This window comes from Deltaproteobacteria bacterium, assembly GCA_019309545.1.
Lineage (GTDB): Bacteria > Desulfobacterota > Desulfobaccia > Desulfobaccales > Desulfobaccaceae > Desulfobacca_B.
In genome coordinates, this window is the sequence record JAFDGA010000003.1 from 33500 (window position 1) to 56097 (window position 22598).

The 22598-nt window shown below is 53.4% G+C and carries 20 protein-coding genes; all 20 read right to left on the reverse strand.

What is annotated here, in order from left to right; all coding sequences use genetic code 11:
* Position 1: 1 nt before the first annotated feature.
* The 20 genes from ftsA to JRG72_01480 all read right to left on the reverse strand — a co-directional run bounded on the left by ftsA (position 2) and on the right by JRG72_01480 (position 22588).
* Positions 2-1231, reverse strand: coding sequence for a cell division protein FtsA (ftsA, locus tag JRG72_01385; GenBank protein MBW2133873.1), 1230 nt, complete (start codon positions 1229-1231; stop codon positions 2-4).
* A gap of 9 nt (positions 1232-1240) precedes the next feature.
* Positions 1241-2155: an FtsQ-type POTRA domain-containing protein gene (locus JRG72_01390; GenBank protein MBW2133874.1), complete on the reverse strand. Its 915-nt coding sequence runs from the start codon at positions 2153-2155 to the stop codon at positions 1241-1243.
* A gap of 3 nt (positions 2156-2158) precedes the next feature.
* The gene (locus JRG72_01395; protein MBW2133875.1) at positions 2159-3640 is read right to left on the reverse strand and encodes a UDP-N-acetylmuramate--L-alanine ligase; all 1482 of its coding nucleotides are present in this window, start codon (positions 3638-3640) and stop codon (positions 2159-2161) included.
* A complete protein-coding gene (gene murG, locus JRG72_01400; protein ID MBW2133876.1) occupies positions 3610-4716 on the reverse strand; it encodes an undecaprenyldiphospho-muramoylpentapeptide beta-N-acetylglucosaminyltransferase in 1107 nt (368 codons plus the stop codon). The genes JRG72_01395 and murG overlap by 31 nt, the downstream gene beginning before the upstream one ends.
* Positions 4713-5891, reverse strand: coding sequence for a putative lipid II flippase FtsW (gene ftsW / locus JRG72_01405; protein ID MBW2133877.1), 1179 nt, complete (start codon positions 5889-5891; stop codon positions 4713-4715). The genes murG and ftsW overlap by 4 nt, the downstream gene beginning before the upstream one ends.
* Positions 5851-7239: a UDP-N-acetylmuramoyl-L-alanine--D-glutamate ligase gene (gene murD / locus JRG72_01410; GenBank protein MBW2133878.1), complete on the reverse strand. Its 1389-nt coding sequence runs from the start codon at positions 7237-7239 to the stop codon at positions 5851-5853. Before murD ends, ftsW begins: the two co-directional genes overlap by 41 nt.
* A 3-nt stretch (positions 7240-7242) precedes the next feature.
* Positions 7243-8322 (reverse strand): phospho-N-acetylmuramoyl-pentapeptide-transferase, encoded by a 1080-nt coding sequence (locus tag JRG72_01415; GenBank protein ID MBW2133879.1) that lies wholly within the window; start codon positions 8320-8322, stop codon positions 7243-7245.
* 82 nt (positions 8323-8404) lie between these two features.
* A complete protein-coding gene (locus JRG72_01420) occupies positions 8405-9802 on the reverse strand; it encodes a UDP-N-acetylmuramoyl-tripeptide--D-alanyl-D-alanine ligase (protein ID MBW2133880.1) in 1398 nt (465 codons plus the stop codon).
* Positions 9799-11310, reverse strand: a complete 1512-nt coding sequence (locus JRG72_01425) for a UDP-N-acetylmuramoyl-L-alanyl-D-glutamate--2,6-diaminopimelate ligase (GenBank protein ID MBW2133881.1) — start codon at positions 11308-11310, stop codon at positions 9799-9801. The genes JRG72_01420 and JRG72_01425 overlap by 4 nt, the downstream gene beginning before the upstream one ends.
* Before the next feature lie 184 nt (positions 11311-11494).
* A complete protein-coding gene (locus JRG72_01430; GenBank protein MBW2133882.1) occupies positions 11495-13531 on the reverse strand; it encodes a transpeptidase family protein in 2037 nt (678 codons plus the stop codon).
* Positions 13528-13890 (reverse strand): cell division protein FtsL, encoded by a 363-nt coding sequence (locus JRG72_01435; protein MBW2133883.1) that lies wholly within the window; start codon positions 13888-13890, stop codon positions 13528-13530. The genes JRG72_01430 and JRG72_01435 overlap by 4 nt, the downstream gene beginning before the upstream one ends.
* A gap of 30 nt (positions 13891-13920) precedes the next feature.
* Positions 13921-14805, reverse strand: coding sequence for a 16S rRNA (cytosine(1402)-N(4))-methyltransferase RsmH (gene rsmH / locus JRG72_01440; protein ID MBW2133884.1), 885 nt, complete (start codon positions 14803-14805; stop codon positions 13921-13923).
* 29 nt (positions 14806-14834) lie between these two features.
* Positions 14835-15272: a division/cell wall cluster transcriptional repressor MraZ gene (gene mraZ / locus JRG72_01445; GenBank protein MBW2133885.1), complete on the reverse strand. Its 438-nt coding sequence runs from the start codon at positions 15270-15272 to the stop codon at positions 14835-14837.
* Between the two features lie 211 nt (positions 15273-15483).
* The gene (gene ruvX, locus JRG72_01450) at positions 15484-15951 is read right to left on the reverse strand and encodes a Holliday junction resolvase RuvX (protein ID MBW2133886.1); all 468 of its coding nucleotides are present in this window, start codon (positions 15949-15951) and stop codon (positions 15484-15486) included.
* A gap of 164 nt (positions 15952-16115) precedes the next feature.
* Positions 16116-16973: a glycine/betaine ABC transporter substrate-binding protein gene (locus tag JRG72_01455; protein MBW2133887.1), complete on the reverse strand. Its 858-nt coding sequence runs from the start codon at positions 16971-16973 to the stop codon at positions 16116-16118.
* A gap of 65 nt (positions 16974-17038) precedes the next feature.
* Complete coding sequence (locus JRG72_01460) at positions 17039-17773, reverse strand: ABC transporter permease (GenBank protein MBW2133888.1); 735 nt, start codon at positions 17771-17773, stop codon at positions 17039-17041.
* A complete protein-coding gene (locus tag JRG72_01465) occupies positions 17770-18438 on the reverse strand; it encodes an ABC transporter permease (GenBank protein MBW2133889.1) in 669 nt (222 codons plus the stop codon). Before JRG72_01465 ends, JRG72_01460 begins: the two co-directional genes overlap by 4 nt.
* An 11-nt stretch (positions 18439-18449) precedes the next feature.
* Entirely contained in the window at positions 18450-19580 is a 1131-nt protein-coding gene (locus tag JRG72_01470; GenBank protein ID MBW2133890.1) for an ABC transporter ATP-binding protein, read from the reverse strand.
* Between the two features lie 137 nt (positions 19581-19717).
* The gene (locus JRG72_01475) at positions 19718-21226 is read right to left on the reverse strand and encodes a hypothetical protein (GenBank protein ID MBW2133891.1); all 1509 of its coding nucleotides are present in this window, start codon (positions 21224-21226) and stop codon (positions 19718-19720) included.
* Between the two features lie 102 nt (positions 21227-21328).
* Complete coding sequence (locus JRG72_01480) at positions 21329-22588, reverse strand: class I SAM-dependent methyltransferase (protein MBW2133892.1); 1260 nt, start codon at positions 22586-22588, stop codon at positions 21329-21331.
* Between the last annotated feature and the right edge of the window lie 10 nt (positions 22589-22598).

The window sequence follows — 22598 nt, forward strand, 5'->3', positions numbered from 1 at the left end:
ATCAGATAACCTCTTTAAACCATTTTTTCATCCGGTTCAGGACCCGAAAGAAAATGTTTTGATCCCGGATCCGGAAAGAATCTCGACTCCGCTGGGTACGGCCTCTAGCCCCGTACAGCACCAGACCGACGGCGGTGGCAAAGGCTGGATTATTTATGACATCCGTCAGCCCCCCAACTCCGATAGGGTAGCCCCTCCGGGTCGGCAAACCGAAAATCTCATCCGCCAACTCTGGGAGCCCATCCAATAATGAGGAGCCGCCGGTGATGGCCACTCCAGAGATAATGGGAATGGCAAAGCCGGAGCGGAGAATCTCTTTATGGATGAGCTCCATGATCTCTTTGGCTCGCAGATGGATGATCTCGGCCAGGATGCCCCGAGACAGCATCCGGGATTTACGACCGCCTAATCCTGGCACTTCAATCTGTTCCTCCCGGTCTTCCAGCGTGGTCAGGCAACAGCCGCTGGTTTGCTTTAATCTTTCTGCCTCCGGCAGTGAGGTCTGGAGTCCGACCGCGATATCATTGGTCAGGTTATTACCGCCCAGGGCCAGAACTGCACTGTGTTTAATGGAGTTGTTAGAGAAAATCGCCAGATCTGTGGTGCCGCCGCCGAAATCGATCAGCGCCACCCCTAGCTCTTTCTCCTCGTTAGTGAGAACGGCATCCCCAGAGGCCAGGCTTTGCAACACGATATCCGAGACATCCAGCCCCGCCTTGTTGCAACATTTGATGATATTGCTGACCGCGGTAACCGCGCCGGTGACAATATGGACCCTGGCCTCCAACCGGACCCCATGGATGCCGATGGGATCATTAATACCATCCTGGCCATCAACGATGTATTCCTGGGGCAAGATATGGATCACTTCCCGATCCAGGGGAATGGCCATGGCTTTGGCCGCATCGATGACCCGGGTGACATCAGCCTGGGTGACTTCCCGACTTTTGATGGCGATCAACCCCTGACTGTTAAATCCCTTGATATGGCCCCCGGCAATGCCGGCGTACACGGAGCGGATCTCGCAGCCCGCCATCAATTCGGCTTCCTCTATGGCCTTGCGGATCGACTTGACCGTACTCTCAATGTTTACCACCACGCCTTTGCGCAGTCCCTGGGACGGATGGGTACCGACGCCGACGATTTCTACACAGTTATCCGTTACTTCTCCAACTACGGCGCAGATCTTGGTAGTACCGATATCTAACCCAACAATCAACTCCTGGCTCACGTTTTCTCCTTAAGGGGAAGCCTGATCAGGTTTTTTAAAACTTACCAAGACCCGGTTGGGGTAGTTCAGATTGATTCTGACCACCCGTTGAATTTCCCCCTTCCTTTCCAATGTGGGTAATAGCTTACGAAAGTTGGCAAACTTCTGTTTATGTGCTTGAAATCCGATGTCTATCCCTATGCCCAGAGCAATCGAGTAAAGGGTCAGGCCCCGTTCTGGATCGACATGAATCTCGGCGATGTTCTTAAAATTTAAAGGCGCCGGAGTTTCCTTCAAGACCCGGATTAAGTCAACTATTTTTTTTAACAAAGGGGAAGGTTGATCTCCTGCCGCCTGGAAATCTTCCGAGGTCAGGCCGGTAATTACCGGCAAATCATGGGAATCAGTTTTCTCCAGAGGCTTGAATAATACCCCCTGGCGGTTCATATAATAAAGGCGGTCCAGGGGGACGATCGCAATCGGCTGGTGCTCCTTTATTACTATGGTTAGACGGTCGGGCCACTGTCGGATAAGCTCGGCTCGTTTTACCCAAGGGTGTTGATTGAGGGCCTTTTCAACCTCCAGAGGTTTTATGGCCAGTAGACTAATTCCTGGGCTCAATTGGGCGATTTGCAGGATTTGCGCAGGGGTTATTCTTTCCAGACCCTGGATTTGGATACAATTGGCATCTTTAATACAAAAGAAGGGCGAGGTCAAACAATACTGATATCCCACCACCAACAGCAGGCTGACCGAGGCCAAAATAGTGATGGCGGTAAATAGATAAAATCCGTAAGCCAGGCCTTTTTTGAGGCCCTCCCAGGACCGGGGTGGACGGCGATAATTGTTCTTCCTCCGGGGGGTACGGAATCTCTTGGAACGCCGCAATGAATTAATCGATGGCAAGCGATATTTGGCGGACCGCGCCGAGGTATAGCGATTCATCCGTCAATTAACCTTTCCCACCTGAGGAGGAGGAGGACGATAATTTTGGCCAGGCGATCTTAACGGCTGGGATTCCAGGCGCTTAAGAAGTTCTTCCCCGGTTTTCCAGATATCCCCGGCCCCCATGGTGACCACCACATCTCCCGGATAGAGAGTCTCCCATAGTCGGTCGATCAGCTCAGCCCTATCCTCGACGTAATATACCTGGTGGTGACCATTTTGCTTGATTCCGTCAAAAAGACAGTGGCCGGAGACCTCCGGGATCACCATCTCTCCGGCCCCATAAATCTCGGTTAGAAATAAGACGTCGGCACAAGGAAAGGCCGAAAAGAAATCAGTCAACAAGGCGCGGGTCCGGCTGTAGCGATGCGGCTGAAATACGACCAGCAACCGTCGGCCGTGAAAAGATTGGGCTATCGCCTCTAGGGTTACCCTGATTTCCGTGGGGTGGTGGCCGTAGTCATCGACCACGGTAATGCCCTGGGATTCACCTTTGATCTGGAAGCGCCGGTGTACCTGGCCTAGTTGCGCCAGTCCTTGTTGGATGGCCTCAAATTCGACCCCCAGGGCGTGAGTCGCCGCCGCCGCCGCCAGGGAATTGGAGACATAATGTTGCCCGGCCAGAGGCAAACATACCCGGCCTAATTCCTGGTTGCCGCGCATCAAGCAATAATGGCTGGTAAAACCTTTTAGGTCGAGGTCCGCGGCCCAAAAATCAGCCGCCGGAGTCAGGCTATAGCTCAAAATCGGCCGGTTTATGCGGCCCAATAGAGGCTTAAGATGGGGATCATCCTGACAGGCAACAATCAGTCCACCCGGTTGCACTCGATGAAGAAACGCGGCAAAGGCCTCCTGGATATGTGATAGATCACGGTAATGGTCCAGATGGTCCCGATCGATATTGGTAACTACCGCCAGATGCGGAGTTAAAGCCACAAACGAACCGTCGCTCTCGTCGGCTTCGGCGACGAAATATTTTCCCTGGCCCAGAACCGCGTTGCTTCCCAGGCTATCGACAACCGCCCCTACCACCACGGTGGGATCAAGACCGGCCTGACGGAGAATGGAGGCCACCATCGAGGTGGTGGTGGTCTTACCGTGGGTGCCGGCCACCGCAATCTGGAATTTGCCCATCATCAGGCGGGCCAGCAGCTGCGCCCGGGACAGTACCTGCCGGCCTTGGCTCTGGGCAGCCTGCAGTTCAGGATTGTCCCCTTTAATCGCTGCTGAAACTACCACAATCCCGGTGTCCGGAAGATGATCGGGGTGATGGCCCAGGCAAATCTTCACCCCCAAGGCCTCCAACCGTTGGGTTTGAGCATTAGCCGCTAGATCAGAGCCGCTGACCTGGTGCCCCTGGCGGACCAGCAGCTCTGCTAGGCCGCTCATGCCGATGCCGCCGATCCCGATCAAGTGATAACTTTGAACAATAGAACTCACTATGATTAATTCCTTCACGCCGGATGTCGAATCAGCTGCTGACATTCGGCCACCATGATCTCCGCCGCCTGGGGGCGGGCCAGGGAGTGACAACGGTTTTCCATATCTGCCAACTTTTCAGGATTACCGAGTAATTCTTTAATCATCGCCGCCAGTCTTGGTCCGGTCAACTCGTTATTAGCAACCAGGTAAGCAGCCTGGGAGTCCCTCAGCCAGCGGGCATTTTTTTCCTGATGTTGATTGGCGGCATAGGGATAAGGAACCAGGATCGCCGCCCGTCCCAGGGCCGTCAGCTCAGCCACGGTAGAAGCGCCGGCCCGACACACTACCAGATGAGCCTGGGTCAGGTAAGTAGCTATCTCGGGAGTGAAGGCCATGACTTGGGCCGTAAAATTGGCCTGGTCATAGGTTTCCCGCACTGCCTCCAGATCGGCGGGGCCGGTAAGATGGATGATCCTTAGCCGCGGGCGCCAATCTGAAAGAAATTCCAGGGTTGCCAACATCTGCATATTAATATGATGCGCCCCTTGACTGCCACCCATAATCAGCAAGGTCTGGGGAGTTGTCGGCCGTTCCATCGGCGGCGGCTGGATAAACTCCGGTCTCAGCGGCATACCGGTCCACACCACCCTTTGGGGATTAATCTTGTCGGATGATTCCGGAAAAGACAAAAAGACCCGATCCGCCAGCCGGGCCAGCAGCCGATTAGTGAAGCCCAAAATAGCGTTTTGCTCATGGATGGCCAAAGGAATTCCCAATCGCCAGGCCGCCACCCCTACCGGGCCGGTGCTGTAGCCGCCCATTCCCAAAACCAGATCAGGGGACTGTTGTTTTAATACCTGCTTGGCCTGCGAAATACTGCCCGGCAGGCCGGCCAGCGTGGCCAGACGCCGCCAGATACGTTGTCCCTTTAAGGCTCCGACCTCAATAGTCTGCCAGGGAAATTGATAGCGTTGAAGAATTTCCAAGGCCATCGGTCGATCTGTGGTCACAAAGCTCACTCTGGCCCCCAGACGGGAGCGGAATTCCTCGGCCACGGCCACAGCCGGGAACAGATGCCCCCCAGTACCACCAGAGGCAATGACTATGCTCAGGTTGTTCTTGTCCGGTTTATTGTTCACTTGTTGGTTTTCCTGGACCGCGGTCTTTGCCGGGCGCGGGCCGATTCCAGCCCTGGACTTGCCACCTGAGATTGAGCACTGATATTTAACAAAATGCCCACCGCCATCAGATTTACTAATAATGATGAGCCCCCGTAACTGATAAAGGGCAGGGACATGCCTTTGGTCGGCAGGATGCCGCTGACTACTCCCATGTTCAGGCCCGCCTGCAAGCCGATCAGGGTAACCAGGCCCAGAGCCAGGTAGCAGCCAAAATTATCCTGGACCTTGAGACTCAAGGAAATTCCCCGGATAACAAAGATGAAAAACAGACAGATAATGACCAGGACCCCGATCAGACCGACTTCCTCGGCAATAATTGCTAAAATAAAGTCAGTGTGCATGTCCGGGAGATAGAAGAGTTTCTGTTGGCTCTTGCCGATTCCCAGTCCACCCAAACCCCCAGAGCCGATAGCGTACAGGGAATGGACAAGCTGGTAGCCACTCTCTTGTTTGTATGCAAACGGTTTTAAGAAGGTAATTACTCGTTCCAGACGTTTGGGGTCCCGGACAATGGCGTAGACAATGATCGGCACCAAGGCCAGTCCCGATAAAAAAATGTGGGTCAGGCGGGTGCCGCCGACAAACAGCAATAGAAACACAATCACGGTGATGGTCATGGCGGTGCCGAAGTCGGGCTGCTTCTCGATTAATATAATAAACACCCCGGCCACGATAATATGAGGGATAAAGCCGATGGCAAAATATTTCATCTTCTCCTGTTTGCGGGCCATAGAATATGCCAGAAAGATAACGATGGCCAGTTTGGCCAGTTCGGACGGTTGGAACAGAAACGGCCCTATCCTTAACCAGCGGGTGGCCCCCCGGATCTCAACTCCCAGTCCAGGAATCATTAACATAATCAGAGTTGTCAGGCTGACCAGGAATATCAAGTAGACCAGACGATAATAAATCTGATAGGGAAATTTCCTGACCAGGAACATCAAGGCCAGGCCGAGCACAGCAAAGATGCCCTGCTTACGCAAGAAAAAATAGGGATCCTGATAACGATCATAGGCCATGACCCCGCTGGAACTAAAGACCATCACCAGCCCGATGCTCACTAATAGGAGAGTGACGATCAGAAGGACATGATCACACTGATTTCTGGCCTGAGGCTCTGCTTGGTCTGCCATTGCTTAGTCCTCGCACTGCGGCCTGAAAAACCTGGCCTCGTTCAGCATAATCTTTAAACATATCAAAACTGGAGCAGGCCGGGGATAGCAAAATCACATCCCCGGTCTGGGCCTTTTCCCAGGCCCACTGCACTGCCTGGGGGAGATCGGCCGCCAACTGGGTATCAGTCAGGTGACCCAGAGCGGCAGCCATATCTTCTCGGGCCTCGCCGATCAGAATCATGGCTTTGACGCGCTCCTGGATCAGTGGCGCCAGCGGCCCATAATCCCCCCCTTTATCCCGGCCCCCGGCAATCAGGATTACCGGGTCAGTAAAATGGGCCAGGGAGCGGGTTACGGCACCGACGTTAGTGCCTTTGGAATCATCATAAAACCGCACTCCATTAATCGAAGCCACCCATTGCAACCGATGCGGCAACCCCGGGAAGCGCTCCAGCACTTGCCGGCAACTCTGAGGCGCAGCCCCCAGATTCAGGGCTAAGAGTAGAGCGGCCATGATGTTTTCCTGGTTATGCCGCCCTGAGAGTTTAATATTGGCCAGCGGGAACTGGGCCTCCAAACCGGAGGCCAGGCGGACACACAAAGCTCCCCCTGCCCGCCAGGCCCCCGTCTTCACTGGCTTTTGTGTCGAAAATGGGCAAACCGGCGACCGCAACCGGGCTGCCAGCGGCGCCACCCAGGGATCATCGGCGTTGAGAACCGCCAGGTCCTCTGGACCCTGCAGCCGAAACAGGCTGGCTTTGGAATTAACGTAAGCTGCAAAACTGGCATAGCGGTCCAGATGATCGGCGCTGATATTGAGCAGCGCCGCGGCTTTAGGTCGGAAACTCCAGGCCGTGTCCAATTGAAAGCTGCTGATCTCAACCACCAGGTAATCCAGCTGCTCTTGGTGGGCGAGCATCTCTATCAGCGGGGTGCCGATATTTCCACCCACCAGGATACGCTTACCCGAGGCCCGCAACATTTCCCCCGCCAGTTCTGTGGTAGTGGTTTTGCCATTGGTACCGCTGATCGCCACCACCGGGACCCGGAGGAAACGGCTGGCCAGCTCTAATTCACCCATCAGGGGAATGCCGGCTGCTACTGCCTGTTGCAGCCAGGGCAGCTCCGGTGGCACCCCCGGACTGACAATAATGAGCTCAAAGGCCCCTAACTGGGAAGGTTGAGGCTGCCCCAGGGCCATCCCTGTCACCAGTTCTCTGACCTCCTCTACCACCGGCCCCAGAGTTTCAGCTTCGGCTGTGTCGGTCACCATAACCTGGGCACCCCTGTGGGCCAGGAACTTGCAAAGGGCCACCCCGGTCTTGCCCAGGCCGACCACCAGAATTTTTTTTCCGGCTAGATCCAACCTTTACCTCAACTTCAGAGTGCTAAGCGACAGTAACCCTAGGATTATGGCCAGAATCCAAAAGCGCACGATAACCTTGGGTTCCGGCCAGCCTTTCAGTTCAAAATGATGGTGGAGCGGGGCCATACGAAAGATGCGACGCCCGTTGGTAACCTTAAAAAACCCCACCTGGAGAATGACCGAGATCGCTTCCACCACAAAGATGCCTCCGACAATGGCGAGCAGCAGCTCCTGTTTGGTGATCAGGGCCACAGTGCCCAGGATACCGCCCAGGGACAGGGCCCCGATATCGCCCATAAACACCTGAGCCGGATAGGCATTAAACCACAGAAAGCCGATTCCGGCTCCGACTAAAGCGCCGCAAAAGATGGCCATCTCCCCGGCGCCCCGCACATAAGGGATTTGCAAGTACTCGGCGATCTTGACATTCCCGACCAGATAAGAAAAAACCATATAAGTAGCCGCGGCAATGGTAACCGGGCCGATGGCCAGACCGTCCAGGCCATCGGTAAGATTGACTGCGTTGGCCGCCCCCACAATAATAAACACGGCAAAGGGGATAAAACCCCAGCCCAGATCCGGTTGCAAATTCTTAAAAAAGGGGACCGTCAGAGTCGTACTAAAATCCGGCGAAAAGTAAAGCAGTAACGACACTCCTAAAGCCAGCGCGATCTGCCCCAGCAGTTTAGTCCGGCCACTCAAGCCCCGATTATGTTTCTTGATCACTTTGAGATAATCATCGACAAAGCCGATGAACCCGAATCCCAAGGTAACCGCGATCAATAACCAGATATAGGGGCTGGTTAAATCAGTCCACAGCAAAGTAGAGAACACCACAGCGAAAACAATCAGAATCCCCCCCATGGTCGGAGTCCCGGCCTTGGAGTGATGGGAGGTGGGGCCGTCTTCGCGAATATACTGGTTTATCTGCAGTTCGCCTAACTTGCGGATGACCCAGGGGCCGATCACAAAAGAGACCACCAGAGCGGTGAGCAAGGCATAGATCGACCTAAAGGTAATATAGCGAAAAACATTAAAAACGGTAAAATAAGTTTTTAATGGAAATAATAGATGATAAAGCACAGATCAGTTCCCTAGCGTCTGCTTCGTTTGATATATCAGCCCCCCAGATTGGGAAGGGGGATATGCTTCGGTTATCCTTTCTTCAAGGTCCCAGGGCATGGATCAGGTTTTCCATCCGCATGCCGCGGGAACCCTTAACCAGAAGCCAGTCACCCGGTTTCAGAAAGGCCTTCAAAACCCTGACTCCTTCAGCCTGAGAAGCGACGGCATACACCTGGTTGGCCGCCATGCCAGAGGCTCGGGCGGCCTCGGCCACCTGGTCCCGATAGTCACCGTAAGCCACCAAAAGATCAAGATTATGTCGACAGGCCTGTTCTCCCAGTTGCTGATGGGCCTGAACCGCAACGCTCCCCAATTCCAACATATCCCCCAGCGCAGCGGCGGCGCGGCCCTGATTTCTCAAGTCCGCCAGGGTCCGGAGCGCCATGGCCATGGAGCCTGGATTGGCATTATAGCTATCATTGATGATATGAACTCCGGATTTCAAGGTGATGAGTTGGGTTCGCTTGTCCAGGGGCTCAAAGCTTTCCAAGCCAGCAATGATCTCGGCCGGAGACAGCCCCAGGGCCAATCCCACCGCGGCGGCGGCTAGACTATTATATAGATGGTGCAATCCTGAAATTTTTAGAAAAATCGGCCAGTAGCGTCCTTGCCAACGAAATTCTACCTCTTGACCCTGGAGTCCATGGCACCGGCGTTTACGGCCCCGTACCTGGGCCTGGGCCGACAGACCAAAGCTGAGGGTTAGCCCTGGAAACCTCTGGACCAACCGGGCTAACCGCTGATCATCCTGATTGTAAATTAATAGTCGGTTTTCTGCCAAAGCTTCCAGAAGCTCGGCTTTGGCCCGGCCTACCCCTTCAATATCGCCGACCCCTTCGGTATGGGCGGGATAAATGTTGGTAAGCACCCCGATGGTCGGAACAGCAATCTGGGCCAAGCGCCGGATCTCCCCGAAGCGATTCATTCCCATTTCCACTATCACTACCTGGTGAGTGGCACTAAGGGTCAAAAGAGTCTGCGGCAGGCCGATCAAGTTATTGAAATTCAATTCATTTTTCAGAACTCGATAGGCAGCCCAAGCTATTTGGGCGGCCATCTCTTTGGTGGTAGTCTTGCCGCAACTCCCGGTAATGGCCACCACCGGCAGGGAAAATCGCTGGCGCCAACTCCGGGCCAGATCCCCCAGCGCCGTCAGGGTATCGGGGACACTGATCACCGTCACATCGGGCGGCAAGGCACGGAAATGAGAGCGCCACCAGGTTTCCGCCACCAGCACCCCCCCAGTGCCGCGCTCACAGGCCCGTTTCAGGAAGTCGTGGCCATCGTGCTTTTCGCCGATCAGGGGGATAAACAGCTGACCGGCCTGAGTGGTGCGGGAATCGGTCGAGATTCCGACAAAATGCTGCCAGGCACCTCGCTGGCGTAATTGCCCGCCAGTGGCGAGAACTATTTCCTGGCAGGAAAAATGGGCGGTCATGAGTTTTCTTTACCTCGCAGAGCTGCCCATACAACCTCACGATCATCAAAATGAAAGCGCCGGGTGCCGATAATCTGGTAAGTCTCATGTCCTTTACCGGCGACCAGAACGGCGTCCCCTGATCGCCCCAATTGCAGCGCCTGATAAATGGCCTGTCGGCGATCCGGGATCACTAAATACCCTGGGGAGGCCTCCCTTGCCTCACCCGGGTCGAGCCGAGCATACCCCTCCTCCTTCAGCCCGGCTTCAATCTGAGCAATGATGGCCAGCGGATCTTCGGTGCGGGGATTGTCACTGGTAATAATCACCAGATCGCTGGCCTGGGCCGCCACCTGCCCCATCAGGGGACGTTTGGAGCGGTCCCGATCTCCGCCACAGCCGAAGACCGTTATCAACCGATTAAAATCTAAAGACCGCAGGGCGGCCAGGACCTGCCCCAGGGCGTCCGGCGTATGAGCATAATCTACAAACACCAGGGGCTGTCCCGGGACGGCAATCCGTTCCAGGCGGCCATCAACCCCGGCCAATTGTCCTAAACCGCTCACTATTGCTTCAGGGCTGAGTCCCAAGCCCAGGGCAGTAGCACTGGCCGCCATGATATTATAAAGATTATGGCGGCCAACCAGCGGAGAACTGATTTCCATACGGCCATAGGGCGTGGCCAGCCAAGCCTGCAGTCCGGTAGGGGATAATTTATACTTTTCCGGGCTCAGATCGCTGCGCCCGTTAAAACCATAGGTTAGGGTCGGAACCGACGTCTGCTGCAGCAATTCCTCTCCCCGGGGATCGTCGCCATTGATAACCGCCAGGGGCTGGAGCTGCCGGCCATTGTTCAACAATTCCGTAAACAGCCGACACTTGGCGGCAAAATAGTTATCCAGATCACCATGATAATCTAAATGATCCTGAGACAGATTGGTGAAAATACCCGCGGCAAATTGGCAATGATGGACTCGCTTCAGATCCAGGGCATGGGAAGAGACCTCCAACAGAACGTGGGTGACCCGGTGGCGCTGCATCTCTTGCAACAATCTTTGCAGGTCTAACGATTCCGGCGTAGTCACCGGAGCAGGCAGCACTTGGTTGCCAAAGTGACAGTTTACTGTGCCGATCACCCCAACCTCTAAACCGGCGGCCTGCATAATGGCCTCCAGGATATAGGAGGTAGTGGTTTTGCCGTTGGTACCGGTAATACCCACCACGTTAAGGTCCCGGGAAGGGTGCTGATAAAAAGCCGCGGCCAGGTGAGCCAGGGCCAGCCGAGCGTCGGGAACCCGGACCTTAACTACCCCCGGATAAACTGGCACATCCCTTTCGCTGACGATGACTCGGGCCCCTCGCTGGATAGCCTGCTCCACAAACAGGTGGCCGTCGGTCTGGGTACCCCGCAGGGCCACAAAAAGCTGCCCCGGTTCAATCTGTCCGGAATGATAGGCAATGCCGATAACCGGGAGATCGTCTGGCCCCCAGACCTGGATTCCGGCCAGACCCTCCAGGAGTTGATTCAGGGTTTTCGGGGTATAGGTATCCTCTAGACCGGACAATGATAAATTCCTCTTGCTCTTTTCCTTGAATAACTAGCTTTCTGGTTTGGGAAGGTAAGAAACGAAAATTATTTTTATCCTATCTTAACTTCCTCTGCTTTGCAACTGCCTTTAGAGTCAGGTTTATTTTTACTTAATCTTTTGAGATCTATTGATATGTTGGCTGAAATTTTACCCAGCAGATAGTTCCGGAAGATATCCGGGCTCCAGGTTCGGGCTGTTGAGTGACCGCCACCCCACTGCCCTCAATGCGGCAGCGCAGGCCCGAACGGTGCAGAGCCTTTAACACCTGACGGATCGTCTGGCCCCGGAAGTCCGGCATAACTTTCAAAGGCCCGTTTATCGGCTCTGGTTCTGGTTTGGCAAACCTCAGACTGCAATCCACGATTTTGCAGGATTGAGATGGGTCAACCAACGGTTCGAGCTGGGGATAGTATCCTAAAAACCGCATGGTTCGGGCGGCAATTTCGCGGAATATCGGGGCCGCCACTACCCCCCCGTAAATAGCCCCTTGGGGTTCGTCAATAACTACCACAATGGCCAACACTGGCTGCTCGGCAGGAACCAGACCGACGAACAGAGCGTTGAATTTGCTGTGGGAATATCGTCCCCCGACTAGCTTCTGAGCAGTCCCGGTTTTCCCGGCTACGGTATAGCCTGGCGGTACGGCCTCGGTTCCGGTGCCCCCGGGTTCGGTCACGGTCTTCATAATGGCCAGCATCTGGTGGGCGGTTTGAGGCGAAACTACCTGCCGCACCCGTTCAGGTTTGAATTGTTTGATTACCCTACCCTGCTGATCAAGGATTTCTTTAACTAACAAAGGCTTCATGAGCACGCCGTCATTGCCCAGGGAGGCCAAAGCCATAGCCAGTTGGAGAGCAGTTAGGGAGACGCCCTGACCAAAATTGACCGTGATCCGGTCGATCGGGGACCGGCAAAACTTCAGGGTTCGATACAGACCGCAACTTTCTCCAGGGAAACACAGGCCGGTACGACTGCCAAAACCAAAATCCTGGAGGTATTTATCCATTAAGGTTGGTCGCATCCGCATACCGATCTTGGCCGCCCCGATATTGCTTGACTTCTTGATGATGTCACTAACGGTCAAGCTGCCATAGGGGTGGACATCATGGATAACGCCACAATTGCTGATCTTAAAGACTCCGCAGCCACAATGGAACTGGTCCCCGGGCCGGACCGCATTGGCATCTAAGGCCGCCGCCACCGTAAAGATCTTGAAGGTAGAGCCAGGTTCAAAGGCAATGGTCAAACTGCGATTTTGATATTGTTCCTTGGTATAACGATAGAATTGATTGGGGTCAAAGCCAGGTGCTTGAGCCATGGCCAGGATCTCGCCGGTCTGGGGACAGACTACGAGGGCCAGTCCACCGGCCGCGTGCCATTTTTCTACCCCCCTGACCAGGGCTTTTTCAGCAATATATTGGATAGTCCGATCAAGCGCCAAGACTAGATTGTTACCCATGGTTTGGTGGGCGAGTTCCTTTTCATTGGAAACGATGATATGGCCCCGGGCATCCAGCAGATTCATACATTTGATGGGTTGCCCGTAGAGATACTGGTCAAACTGGCACTCTAGACCCTCCAGACCGTGACCATCAATATTGCAGAATCCCAAAACCGCTCCGGCCAGAGACCGATGGGGATAGAACCGCCGGGCTTCCGGAATCAAATACATGGCCTCCAAGGATTTATTCTGATGCTCCGTAGCTCGGTCGGAACATTTGGCAGATCTGGACTTTTGATGCTGTTCTTCCTTAAAGGCCTGAATGGCTTCGGCCTGCTGTGGAGTGAGATGACGTTTAATCCAAACAAAAGGCCGGTCTTTATTTAAAATCTTCTGAATCTGGGAGCGGGGCAGGTTGAGCCGGGAGGCCAGTTGGGTGCTCAAATAGCCCTTTTCTGGTAAACGACCAGGATGAGCCCCCAGCGACTGGACAAAGGTACTGATAGCCAACTCGCTACCTCGGCGGTCCAGGATCGACCCGCGGATGCTCAGGACCGGGCAGAGCTTTTGATACTCTCTCTGGGCCAACTCCCGCAGTCTTTGGCTTTCAAACAACTGGAGCTGGATAAATCGGCCCGTTACGGTCAGTAACAGCAGCCCCAAAAACCCGCCTACCAGGATGATGCGCAAGCGGAGCCATTTCCCCGGTCTCGAGCTCATCGCAGATAGACTACTTGTCCAGGTTCCGGCGGTGCCATATTATATTTTTCTACCGCCAGTTTCTCCAGTCTTCCAAGAGACTTAAGGTTATTCAACTCAATACGCAGCTTGCGGTTTAGATCATATAATTGCTTCTGCTGGTTAAAGGCCTCGGAGATCTGATAGCTTAGGGTGATATATTTTAAATCGGTGTAAACAAATAGGCAGGCAGTGCCGACGGCTGCTACCAAAACTAAAAATAGCGACAGAAATTTGGCTTTCCCAAGTTGTAAAACCGCACTTCGGCTTCTCAGTTTACGATTTCCTGGGTAAAAAACCTGGTCAACTAAACTTGCTCGCGCCGTCCGGTTGTGGATCACCGTCTCCCCCTCCTCTTTTCCCCGTTAATTCTAATTAGTTGTCAATATAGCCTTTTCCCCCACTCTTAATTTCGCGCTGCGGGCCTGGGGATTGTGTTGTACTTCAGCCCGGCTGGGAGTCAGCGGCTTCCGGGTCAGGCGCCGTATTTGGCCCGCCTTTTCCAGGGCTAAAAATTGATGCTTCACTATCCGATCCTCCAACGAATGGTAGGAGATGATCACCAGCCGTCCGCCCGGAGCCAGGAGACTGACAGCCAGCGGTATAAAAGCCGTTAGCCTTTCCAGTTCCTGATTGACCGCGATTCTTAGCGCCTGAAAAACCCGAGTCGCAGGATGAATCCGCCCCCGGGAGATCTTGGGAGGGATGGCCTGCATAATTAGCTTCACTAATTGGGCCGTGGTGCTAATCGTGGTCTGTTGCCGGGCCGTCACGATCCTTCGGGCAATCCGGCGCGACCAGCGCTCCTCCCCCAGCTCCAGGAAAAGCTTGGTTAAGCGCGGTTCTGGATAAGTGTTCAGGATTTCCGCGGCAGTCAGCCCGGGAGCCTCAGGGTTCAGCCGCATATCCAGAGGCTCGTCACCCAGAAAGCTAAAACCGCGGCCCGATTGTTTAAGCTGTTGAGTTGATAATCCCAGATCGAGCAGGATCCCCGCCACTTGCTCGATCCGGCAGTGCGTCAGAATTTCTCCCAGGCGTGTATAACAACTGTGAAACAGTCGAACCCGGGATTGAAAAGGTTCCAGGCGGTGGGCCGCCACCCGTAAAGCCGCCGGATCTTGATCCAAACCCACCAGTTGACCAGCCGGGGCACTGTGGATCAGGATAGCCTGAGCATGGCCACCCAATCCTACCGTGCCATCCACAAAGATCTGGTCGGTCCGACAGTTGAGACCAGCGACCACCTCGGCAACCATTACCGGCTCATGGATGACCTCCTGGTTGATTACAGGATTCCCAATTCTTTCCGTACCTCTTCGGTATCCATTTGGTCCACCAGGGCCCGATCCTCTTCAAAGGCTTGGCGGTTCCAGATCTCGAAACAGCGCACTGCTCCGGCCAGAACAGCTTCTTTCTCTAGTCTGGCATACTCACGCAAGTGAGGCGGAATCAGAATCCGTCCCTGACGATCCAGCTGACACTCTGCCGCCCCGGAGACAAAAAACCGCTGGAAGGACCGGAAATCTTTGCGCAGAAGTGCTAATTGGCCCAGCCGTTGCTCAATCAATTCCCATTCCGACAGCGGAAAGGCGGGCAGATAGCCGTCGAGGTTAGTTATGATTAAATAATCATCGTGACGCGCCCGGAGAATTTCGCGATAGCGTTGCGGAATGCTGATCCTTCCTTTGTCATCGATGACGTGGAAGAAACTCCCCCGGAACACCTTACCCCCTTATTTAATTCCATCTGACACCACTTAATCCCACTTGGCCCCAAATTAAATGGGTTTGCCACCCAATGTCAAGGAAAAAATAGCTATGTGAAAAGAAATACAAGTATATAACTTATGTAAATTATTTATAAATAAGTTAAGCTCATCGAATAGCTAACTATATCTGATTTAAGAATTGTTAAACTCGGAAGGAGGTTTGCCATCAGGGAGAAGGGCGGCGCTGATCAAGAAAGGCCTGCAAAATCAATACGGCGGCCATTTTATCAATGACCTGCCGGCGACGCCGGCGGCTAAGGTTGGCATCCAGCAGAATACGCTCCGCCTGGACCGTGGTTAGACGTTCATCCCAGGTATGGACGGGAATCGCTAGCGCTTGTTGTAGCTGCGCCACCCAATCAAAGACTTCGGCGGCGCTGGCTCCGAGACGGCCATTCATGTGGCGGGGCAGGCCGATAACAATCCCGGTTATGTGATGCTGCCGGGCCAGTGCGATGATCCGGGCCAGATCAGTAGCATTGTCCTGGCGTTCCAGCACCATCAGGCCTTGGGCGGTGATTCCCAGGGCGTCGCTTAGTGCCACGCCGATCCGTTTTCGGCCCAGATCTAAACCCATGATCCGGACCTCGGAGTGGGGACAGTGGGGTAATGAGGCAGTAAAAGGCAAGTCCATGATCATTAAGAAAGGTGGGCTCCCGATCTTGAAACTTCTTTTAGTCTCCTGCTAATCGAAAATTTTTGCTACCGGTTGTGAATAATTAACGGCGCTGAATCTAATATATCATAATTCTTTTATACTTATCTTAAAAAAATATCACCGCCAGGATCGGCCCGCCCTTAGAGAAGTCCTTTTTTCTGGAGCCAGGCGACCGCCACCTGGTGAACGGAGTGCTTATCCACGTCCACGGCCTTATTCAATTGCTGCATGGCCTCGGTGGTCAGTTCGAGCATGGGCGTGAGAATCTCCGGAATTTCCGGATATTTGTTTAGCACCCGGCGGCGGACCACTGGAGCCGGGTTATAGGCTGGGAAAAATCCCTGATCATCTTCCAGATTGACGAAGCCAAAGGCGGCAATGCGGCCGTCCGTGGAAAAACCCATGGCCAGATCGATCTGGCCCTCTTTTAAGGCCTGGTAACATAAGCCGGTAGCCATCTTCCGGATCTTGCCGTGGGGCACCCGAAAGCCATAGGCTTGCATCAACTTTTTAAACCCGTCGGGGCGCCCCCAGAATTCGGCATTCATTCCAAAAATCAGGACATTGGGGTGTTTTTTGACGTAAATGGCCAGATCGCTGATAGAGGTAACTCCCAGACTTTGGGCCCGGGCCTGCTGCATCATCAAAGTATATGTAGTATTGCACTGAAGACGGGGCAGCCACACCAGACCCCATTTTGCGTCGGCTCGCTTCACATAGTTGAAGACCTTCTCCGGGTCCGCCATGATCTCCCGGTCTTTCTGTTTAAGGTAAACGGTGTAGGCTGTGCCGGTATATTCGAAATAGAGGTCAACCTGGCCGCTCCTCAGGGCTCTGCGTAACAGGGTAGATCCCACCCCGGTTTTCAAGGTCACTTCAAAACCATGTTTTTGTAACAGGATTTTGGCGATTTCCGGCAGGATATATTGTTCAGTAAAGTTTTTCCCTCCGATTACCAGTTTTTTGGCGGCCGCGCCACCCTTACTAGGAAAAGCCATAAATAACAGGCCGACATATAGGCAAACAATTGTTTTTATAAAATATCTCATATAGGTTATCCTTTTCAGCCCTCTTCCAGCCGCAGGCCAGGGGGAATCAACAGCAGTCCTACAAGTTCACAAAGATAATCCCCGAGCAGCGCCAACAGGGTTAAGGGAATGGCCCCGGCCAGCAACTTATCAGGTTCCATTAGGCTGATGCCTGAAAAAATCAAGTCGCCCAACCCCCCGGCGCCGATCAGGAAGGCCAAAGCCGCGGTGCCGATATTGATGATCAGAGCGACCCGAAATCCGGTGATTATGACTTTCATAGCCATGGGCAGTTCCACTTCCAGTAGCAGACGCCAGGGCGGCATCCCCATACCCTGGGCCGCGTCAATTAAGGGAGGCGGAACCGCCATAATTCCCGCCAGGGTATTTCGGGCGATCGGCAAGATGGAATAAATGGTCAGGGCAAAAATCGCCGATGTGGCCCCGATCCCCAAAAAGCTCATAGCCAGAGCAATTACCGCCAGAGAAGGGATGGTCTGGCCGAGACTGACGATATACATCCCCACCCCGGCATATTTTTTAAACTGCCTTCGGGTTAAGAGAATGCCCACACTGAGGCCGGCCACGGTCGCCAACCCCATACTGCAGCCCACCAGGTAAAGGTGTTGCCAGAAGAGTTTTATAATCAAGGGATATTCATAGGGGTCTAAGAGGTAATCGATCAGGCCGATTCTTTGCACCCCCACTCCTGCCCCAAAAATCACCAGGATCAGCAGCAATCGATATACTTTCGGTAACAAATGTCTCATCGGCCTCGTTGTCGCTGAATTTTAACCCCCCGGGGGGTAACCAAGGACTCCAGCAGGGCCATGCCGCCGTCCACTACCAGGGCCAGCAGCGAAACCAGGATGGCACCACCCAGAATCATCTCCCGGTAGACCCGGTCAATGCCTTGCTGGATCAAAACCCCCAGGCCACCGGCCCCGATATAGGCGGCGATGGCGGCGATGCCGATGTTCATGACCGCGGCGGTCCGCAGCCCGGCCAGGATCACGGGTAGAGACATGGGGATCTGCACTTCTTTAAGCAACTCCCAGCGGCTCATCCCCATACCCCGGCCCGCATCCACCACCGCCGGCGGCACGTTCTGAATCGCGGTATAAGTATTGCGGATGATAGGAAGCTGGCTGTACAACACCAGGGCCGTTACTGCCGGTACTTTGCCCAATCCGTGGCCTACCAGGGAAAAAACCGGCAGTAGGAGACCAAACAGGGCGATCGAGGGGATGGTCATCAAAACATTTGCGACATCGATCACCTTCCGGGCCAGTTCCCGATTCCGAGTAATCAGCATCCCCAGCGGCAACCCGATAAAAGTGGCAATGACCAGGGCCAACCCGACGATCCAGAGATGTTCCCAGGTGAGATAGATAACCTGCTTATAATTATTAATGATAAAATATAAACTAGTCAAATATTTGCCCTTTATTGATCTTCGCTGCCCTGAGGATAAGTTTCCTTAACCGCTTTTTGAATGCAGTCATAAGTAACCGAGCCGACAAAATCGCCCTGACCATTTACCACGCAGAAGGTTGATAGATCATGCATCAGCATGTAAGAGAGAACCTCGCGCACTGAAGTAGCCTCCTCTATCAATAAGGGATAGGGTCGCACCACCTCCTGGACCGAGCCCTTTTCGTATTTAAGGTCCTGGGGGGTGACATACCCGATGGGCTTGCCGTCAGCTAGGACAATGGCGTAGGCCTGGTTTTTTTCTTCCAAAAATTTCAGGATTTCGGGTGCCGAATCGGCAGCCTTGACAATGTTTTTCGGCGAGCGGTTCATGATGTCGCGGACGTGGATCAGGCCCAGGACTTTCAAGGTGCGGTCCGCGCCGACAAAATCAGCCACAAATTTATTTTTTGGCCGGGTCAGAATGGTTTCGGGAGTATCGTATTGCACCAGTCGGCCGCGGTTAAATAGGGCAATTTTATCCCCCATCTTGATGGCTTCGTGAATATCGTGGGAAACAAAGGCAATGGTCTTTTTCATCCCGGCCTGGAGATTTAAAAAATCATTCTGAATCCGTTCCCGGTTAATAGGATCAATAGCCCCAAACGGCTCATCCATCAGCAGAATTTCCGGATCTGCGGCCAAGGCCCGGGCCACTCCGACCCGTTGCTGTTGACCGCCGGATAGCTCGGCTGGATAGCGGTGGCGATACTGCTCGGGCTCCAGGCGGGTAAGGCGCAAAAGTTCATCAACCCGCTGTCGTATTCTGTCTTTGCTCCACCCCAATAGTTTGGGGACCACGGCGATATTGTCAAAAATGGTCTTATTGGGGAACAGTCCGATTTCCTGGATGACATAACCGATGCTCTGTCTGAGTTTCACCGGATCTAAGTCCATGATGTTTTGGGAATTAATATATATGTTACCCCGAGTCAAAGAATCCAGCCGATTAGTCAGACGCAAGAGCGTGGTTTTGCCGCATCCGGAGGGTCCCAAAAAGACGACTACCTCTCCCTGGTCAATGGTAAAGCTGACATTATCCACGGCAATAACTGCATCTTTGCCGACCCCAAAGACTTTGGTGACCGCCTCGTAGGTTATCATTGCCTGACTTACCACCAATGCTGTTCACTGGTTCAATTTATCATTATTACTTGAAAAATTAAATGGGGCCGCGAAGCCCCAAAATAGTCTGGAAATGATAGAATTATAAAAGATAGGGGGTTCCGGATGGACACTAGTTATAAACAGACCCACTGGCCCACGGTATCCACCGCCCGTCCGTGGCCGAAATGCTCGGTAAAAATCCGGAAGTAATAAAGCTCTTCCTTGCTTCGGACCATCGGAAACTGGGATTGGGTTTGGGCCAGCTCGGCATCGCTGATCACCTGTTCAAAATATTGGGGCAAGACGTCAGCAGATCCCGACCCTTGCGAAAACTCCTGTTTAATACGCCAGACCACTTCGGTAGGGAGCAGATCTTCAAAGGCTTTCCGAAAAATCCATTTTTCGATCTTGTCATCTCCTTCCGGCTTTTGCTTGTATTCCGGGGGAATGGCCAGGGAGTAGGCCAGCAGTTCTCCGGAAATCAAGGGGGCTACCACCCGGATGGAATTAGCCAGATTCATGCGGTCCAGGCGCAAAGAGGCATTGCTGTGTAAAAAGCCGATACATTGCATCTGATGGGCAAACAGTTCGGTCAAGGGAAATTTCTTAAGATACATATACCCACAAAAAACTTCATCGCCGCCCTCCCCCGACAACAGCACCTGGATGCCTTGTTCTTTGGCGTAACGGGAGATAAGGAAATTAGAAGCCGAACTCCTGACCAGGGAAGGATCGAAGGATTCCAGATAGTAAATTACTTCCGGCAATACGGCCAGAATCTGCTCCAGATCGACAATCACCTCAGCGTGATCGGAATTGAGATGGCGGGCCATCAGCCGGGCATTTTGGATGTCCTGACTTTCTCCCACGCCCAGGGCAAAGGTCGGCAACCGGGCCTCGGGGCCAAACTTGTCCCGATAGGTCTGGGTCGCCAGACAGGCGACCAGACTGCTGTCAATCCCGCCGCTGAGCAGGCTGCCGGATCTTACCCTAAAATCCACCCGATTGATGACACTGCGCTGGATAATATCCCGGATGTCGGCGATCATCTGATCCAGATCGTCATGGAGGACCGGCGGCGGAATCTGGGGCAACTCGGCAAACCGGAAGATCTGGCCCTTCTGGTCCATATAGCAACCCGGGGGGAATTCGTAAACCTCATCGGTGACCGCCACCAGGCTCTTAAGTTCCGAACCCAGGTAAAGGTTGCCGTCTTTCCAGCCATAGAAGAGAGTTTTAATGCCCAGCAGGTCGCGAGCTGCCAGCAGCCGGTCGCCATCCGCGATCACCAGGGCAAAAATAGCATCATTCAAGTAGCGCCACATGTCGCGGCCATACTGTTTATACAAATGGAGCACTAAAGACTCTTCCTGAAGCGGCCCGGCCGGGATCCCATACAGCGAAGCCAGCTTCGGCCAGTTGCCTATCTGACCGTCGTAGCAAATTTGCGGCTCGGTATTGGAAGAATTATGCCTAAAGAGCTTGAGATCACTTGCAGCCCCGGGAAGATCGGCTTCCAGATAATTCTGGGCCATGATGATTTTCTCTGATGTATAAATATCTTGTCGCCAAGGCCCCCGATGCCTGATGCAGTTAAACATGGTATTTAGTTGCCCCCGATCCGGGTTTCCATAAATCGCCACAAAGCCACTCAAAATAATTGCTCCCCCAAAATTGAAGGTTAAGTTTCTAAGCCCCTGGCTTATGGTTAACTAAAATAGCCTGCGCCACTGCGTCAGACGACTTTATTTGCGAATCTCAAAGATGCCTACCAAGCCGTGGCCGACGCCGGTTCCGGGCTGCAGTTCCATTTCCAGCTTGCGCAGCGAATAGCCTAACATCGGCTCGATGACATTTGCCCGCACATCGCCCCAAGGCACCCAGCCGATTCCTTCGATGATACTATGCATAGTAGCCATGGCTTCCTTCAGAGGTTCCGGATAGAAAGGCATGATTGGCGGTATATCATTAATTTTCCGCGTAGCGCTATCGTAGTTGGTAAGTAAGCTGATGGTATATTTCACCAGGGTATTGCAAGACATGAAAAACATTTCGAAAAAGTTGTTGAGATAATCAAATCCGGCCCGCGGCACATAGTCGACCAACAGACTCTCCAGGTCAGTACGAATGTAGCCCTCAAAAAGGGAGTTTACCGGTCCCCGCAACTGGGGACAATTGGCGTTATAATCACCGGTATCCATATGGCGGCCAATAAAAATCGAGCGGTCAAAGAACTTCAGCGGCCTGATTTCCACCCCCGATTCCTTAGCGGCCTGCTCAATGATGCGCATGACCTCATCCTGGGTGATCAGTCGTAATGGGAAACTGGCCACCTCCACCTGGCTGCGTTGCTCCTCCGGATAAATATAGGAAATCCGGTAGTCCATAAAATATTCCTGGTCCACCGGGTGATGCCAGAGATCCTGCCATTCATAGGAATAGCGCCCCAGCCAGTCCCCCATAAAAATCGCCTCGGCCGGGGCATGCCGACATATGTCAGCGATGATTTTAACACTCTGATGATCATGAAAATGCGAAAAGGTCCCGAAGGAGGAAAAATAAATATCAAAGGGTTTCTCCGACCACACCTCAGGAGGTAAGCCGTCCGACAAATCGCCAATCATAAACCGGGCCTTTGGGTTATAGGCCAGGTATTCCTCAGCCTGTTTAATCAGGTCTGGGTTAATATCCAGCCCCACGTACTCTTGCAGCATGTCCGGGGTAATGGCTGCGGTAATCCAATCAAAGATGCCGGGATCCTTGGTAGTAACCCCCATCAACAGATCATAACCATCACCGCTGCCGCATCCCAGATCAAGAATTCTAATTCTTTCCAGGCGCTCTCGTTTATGATTCACCATTTGTTGCAACATCGGCCGTAAGGAGTTGCCCGTAACCTGGTCTTCCCAGAACCGCCGGACATTATCGTATTTTCCCAGCAGTCCACTGGCCTTCTCGTATTTCCCGGTCTGAAAAGCCTGACTATAGGCTGTCTTTTCAGCCATGGTCATTTTC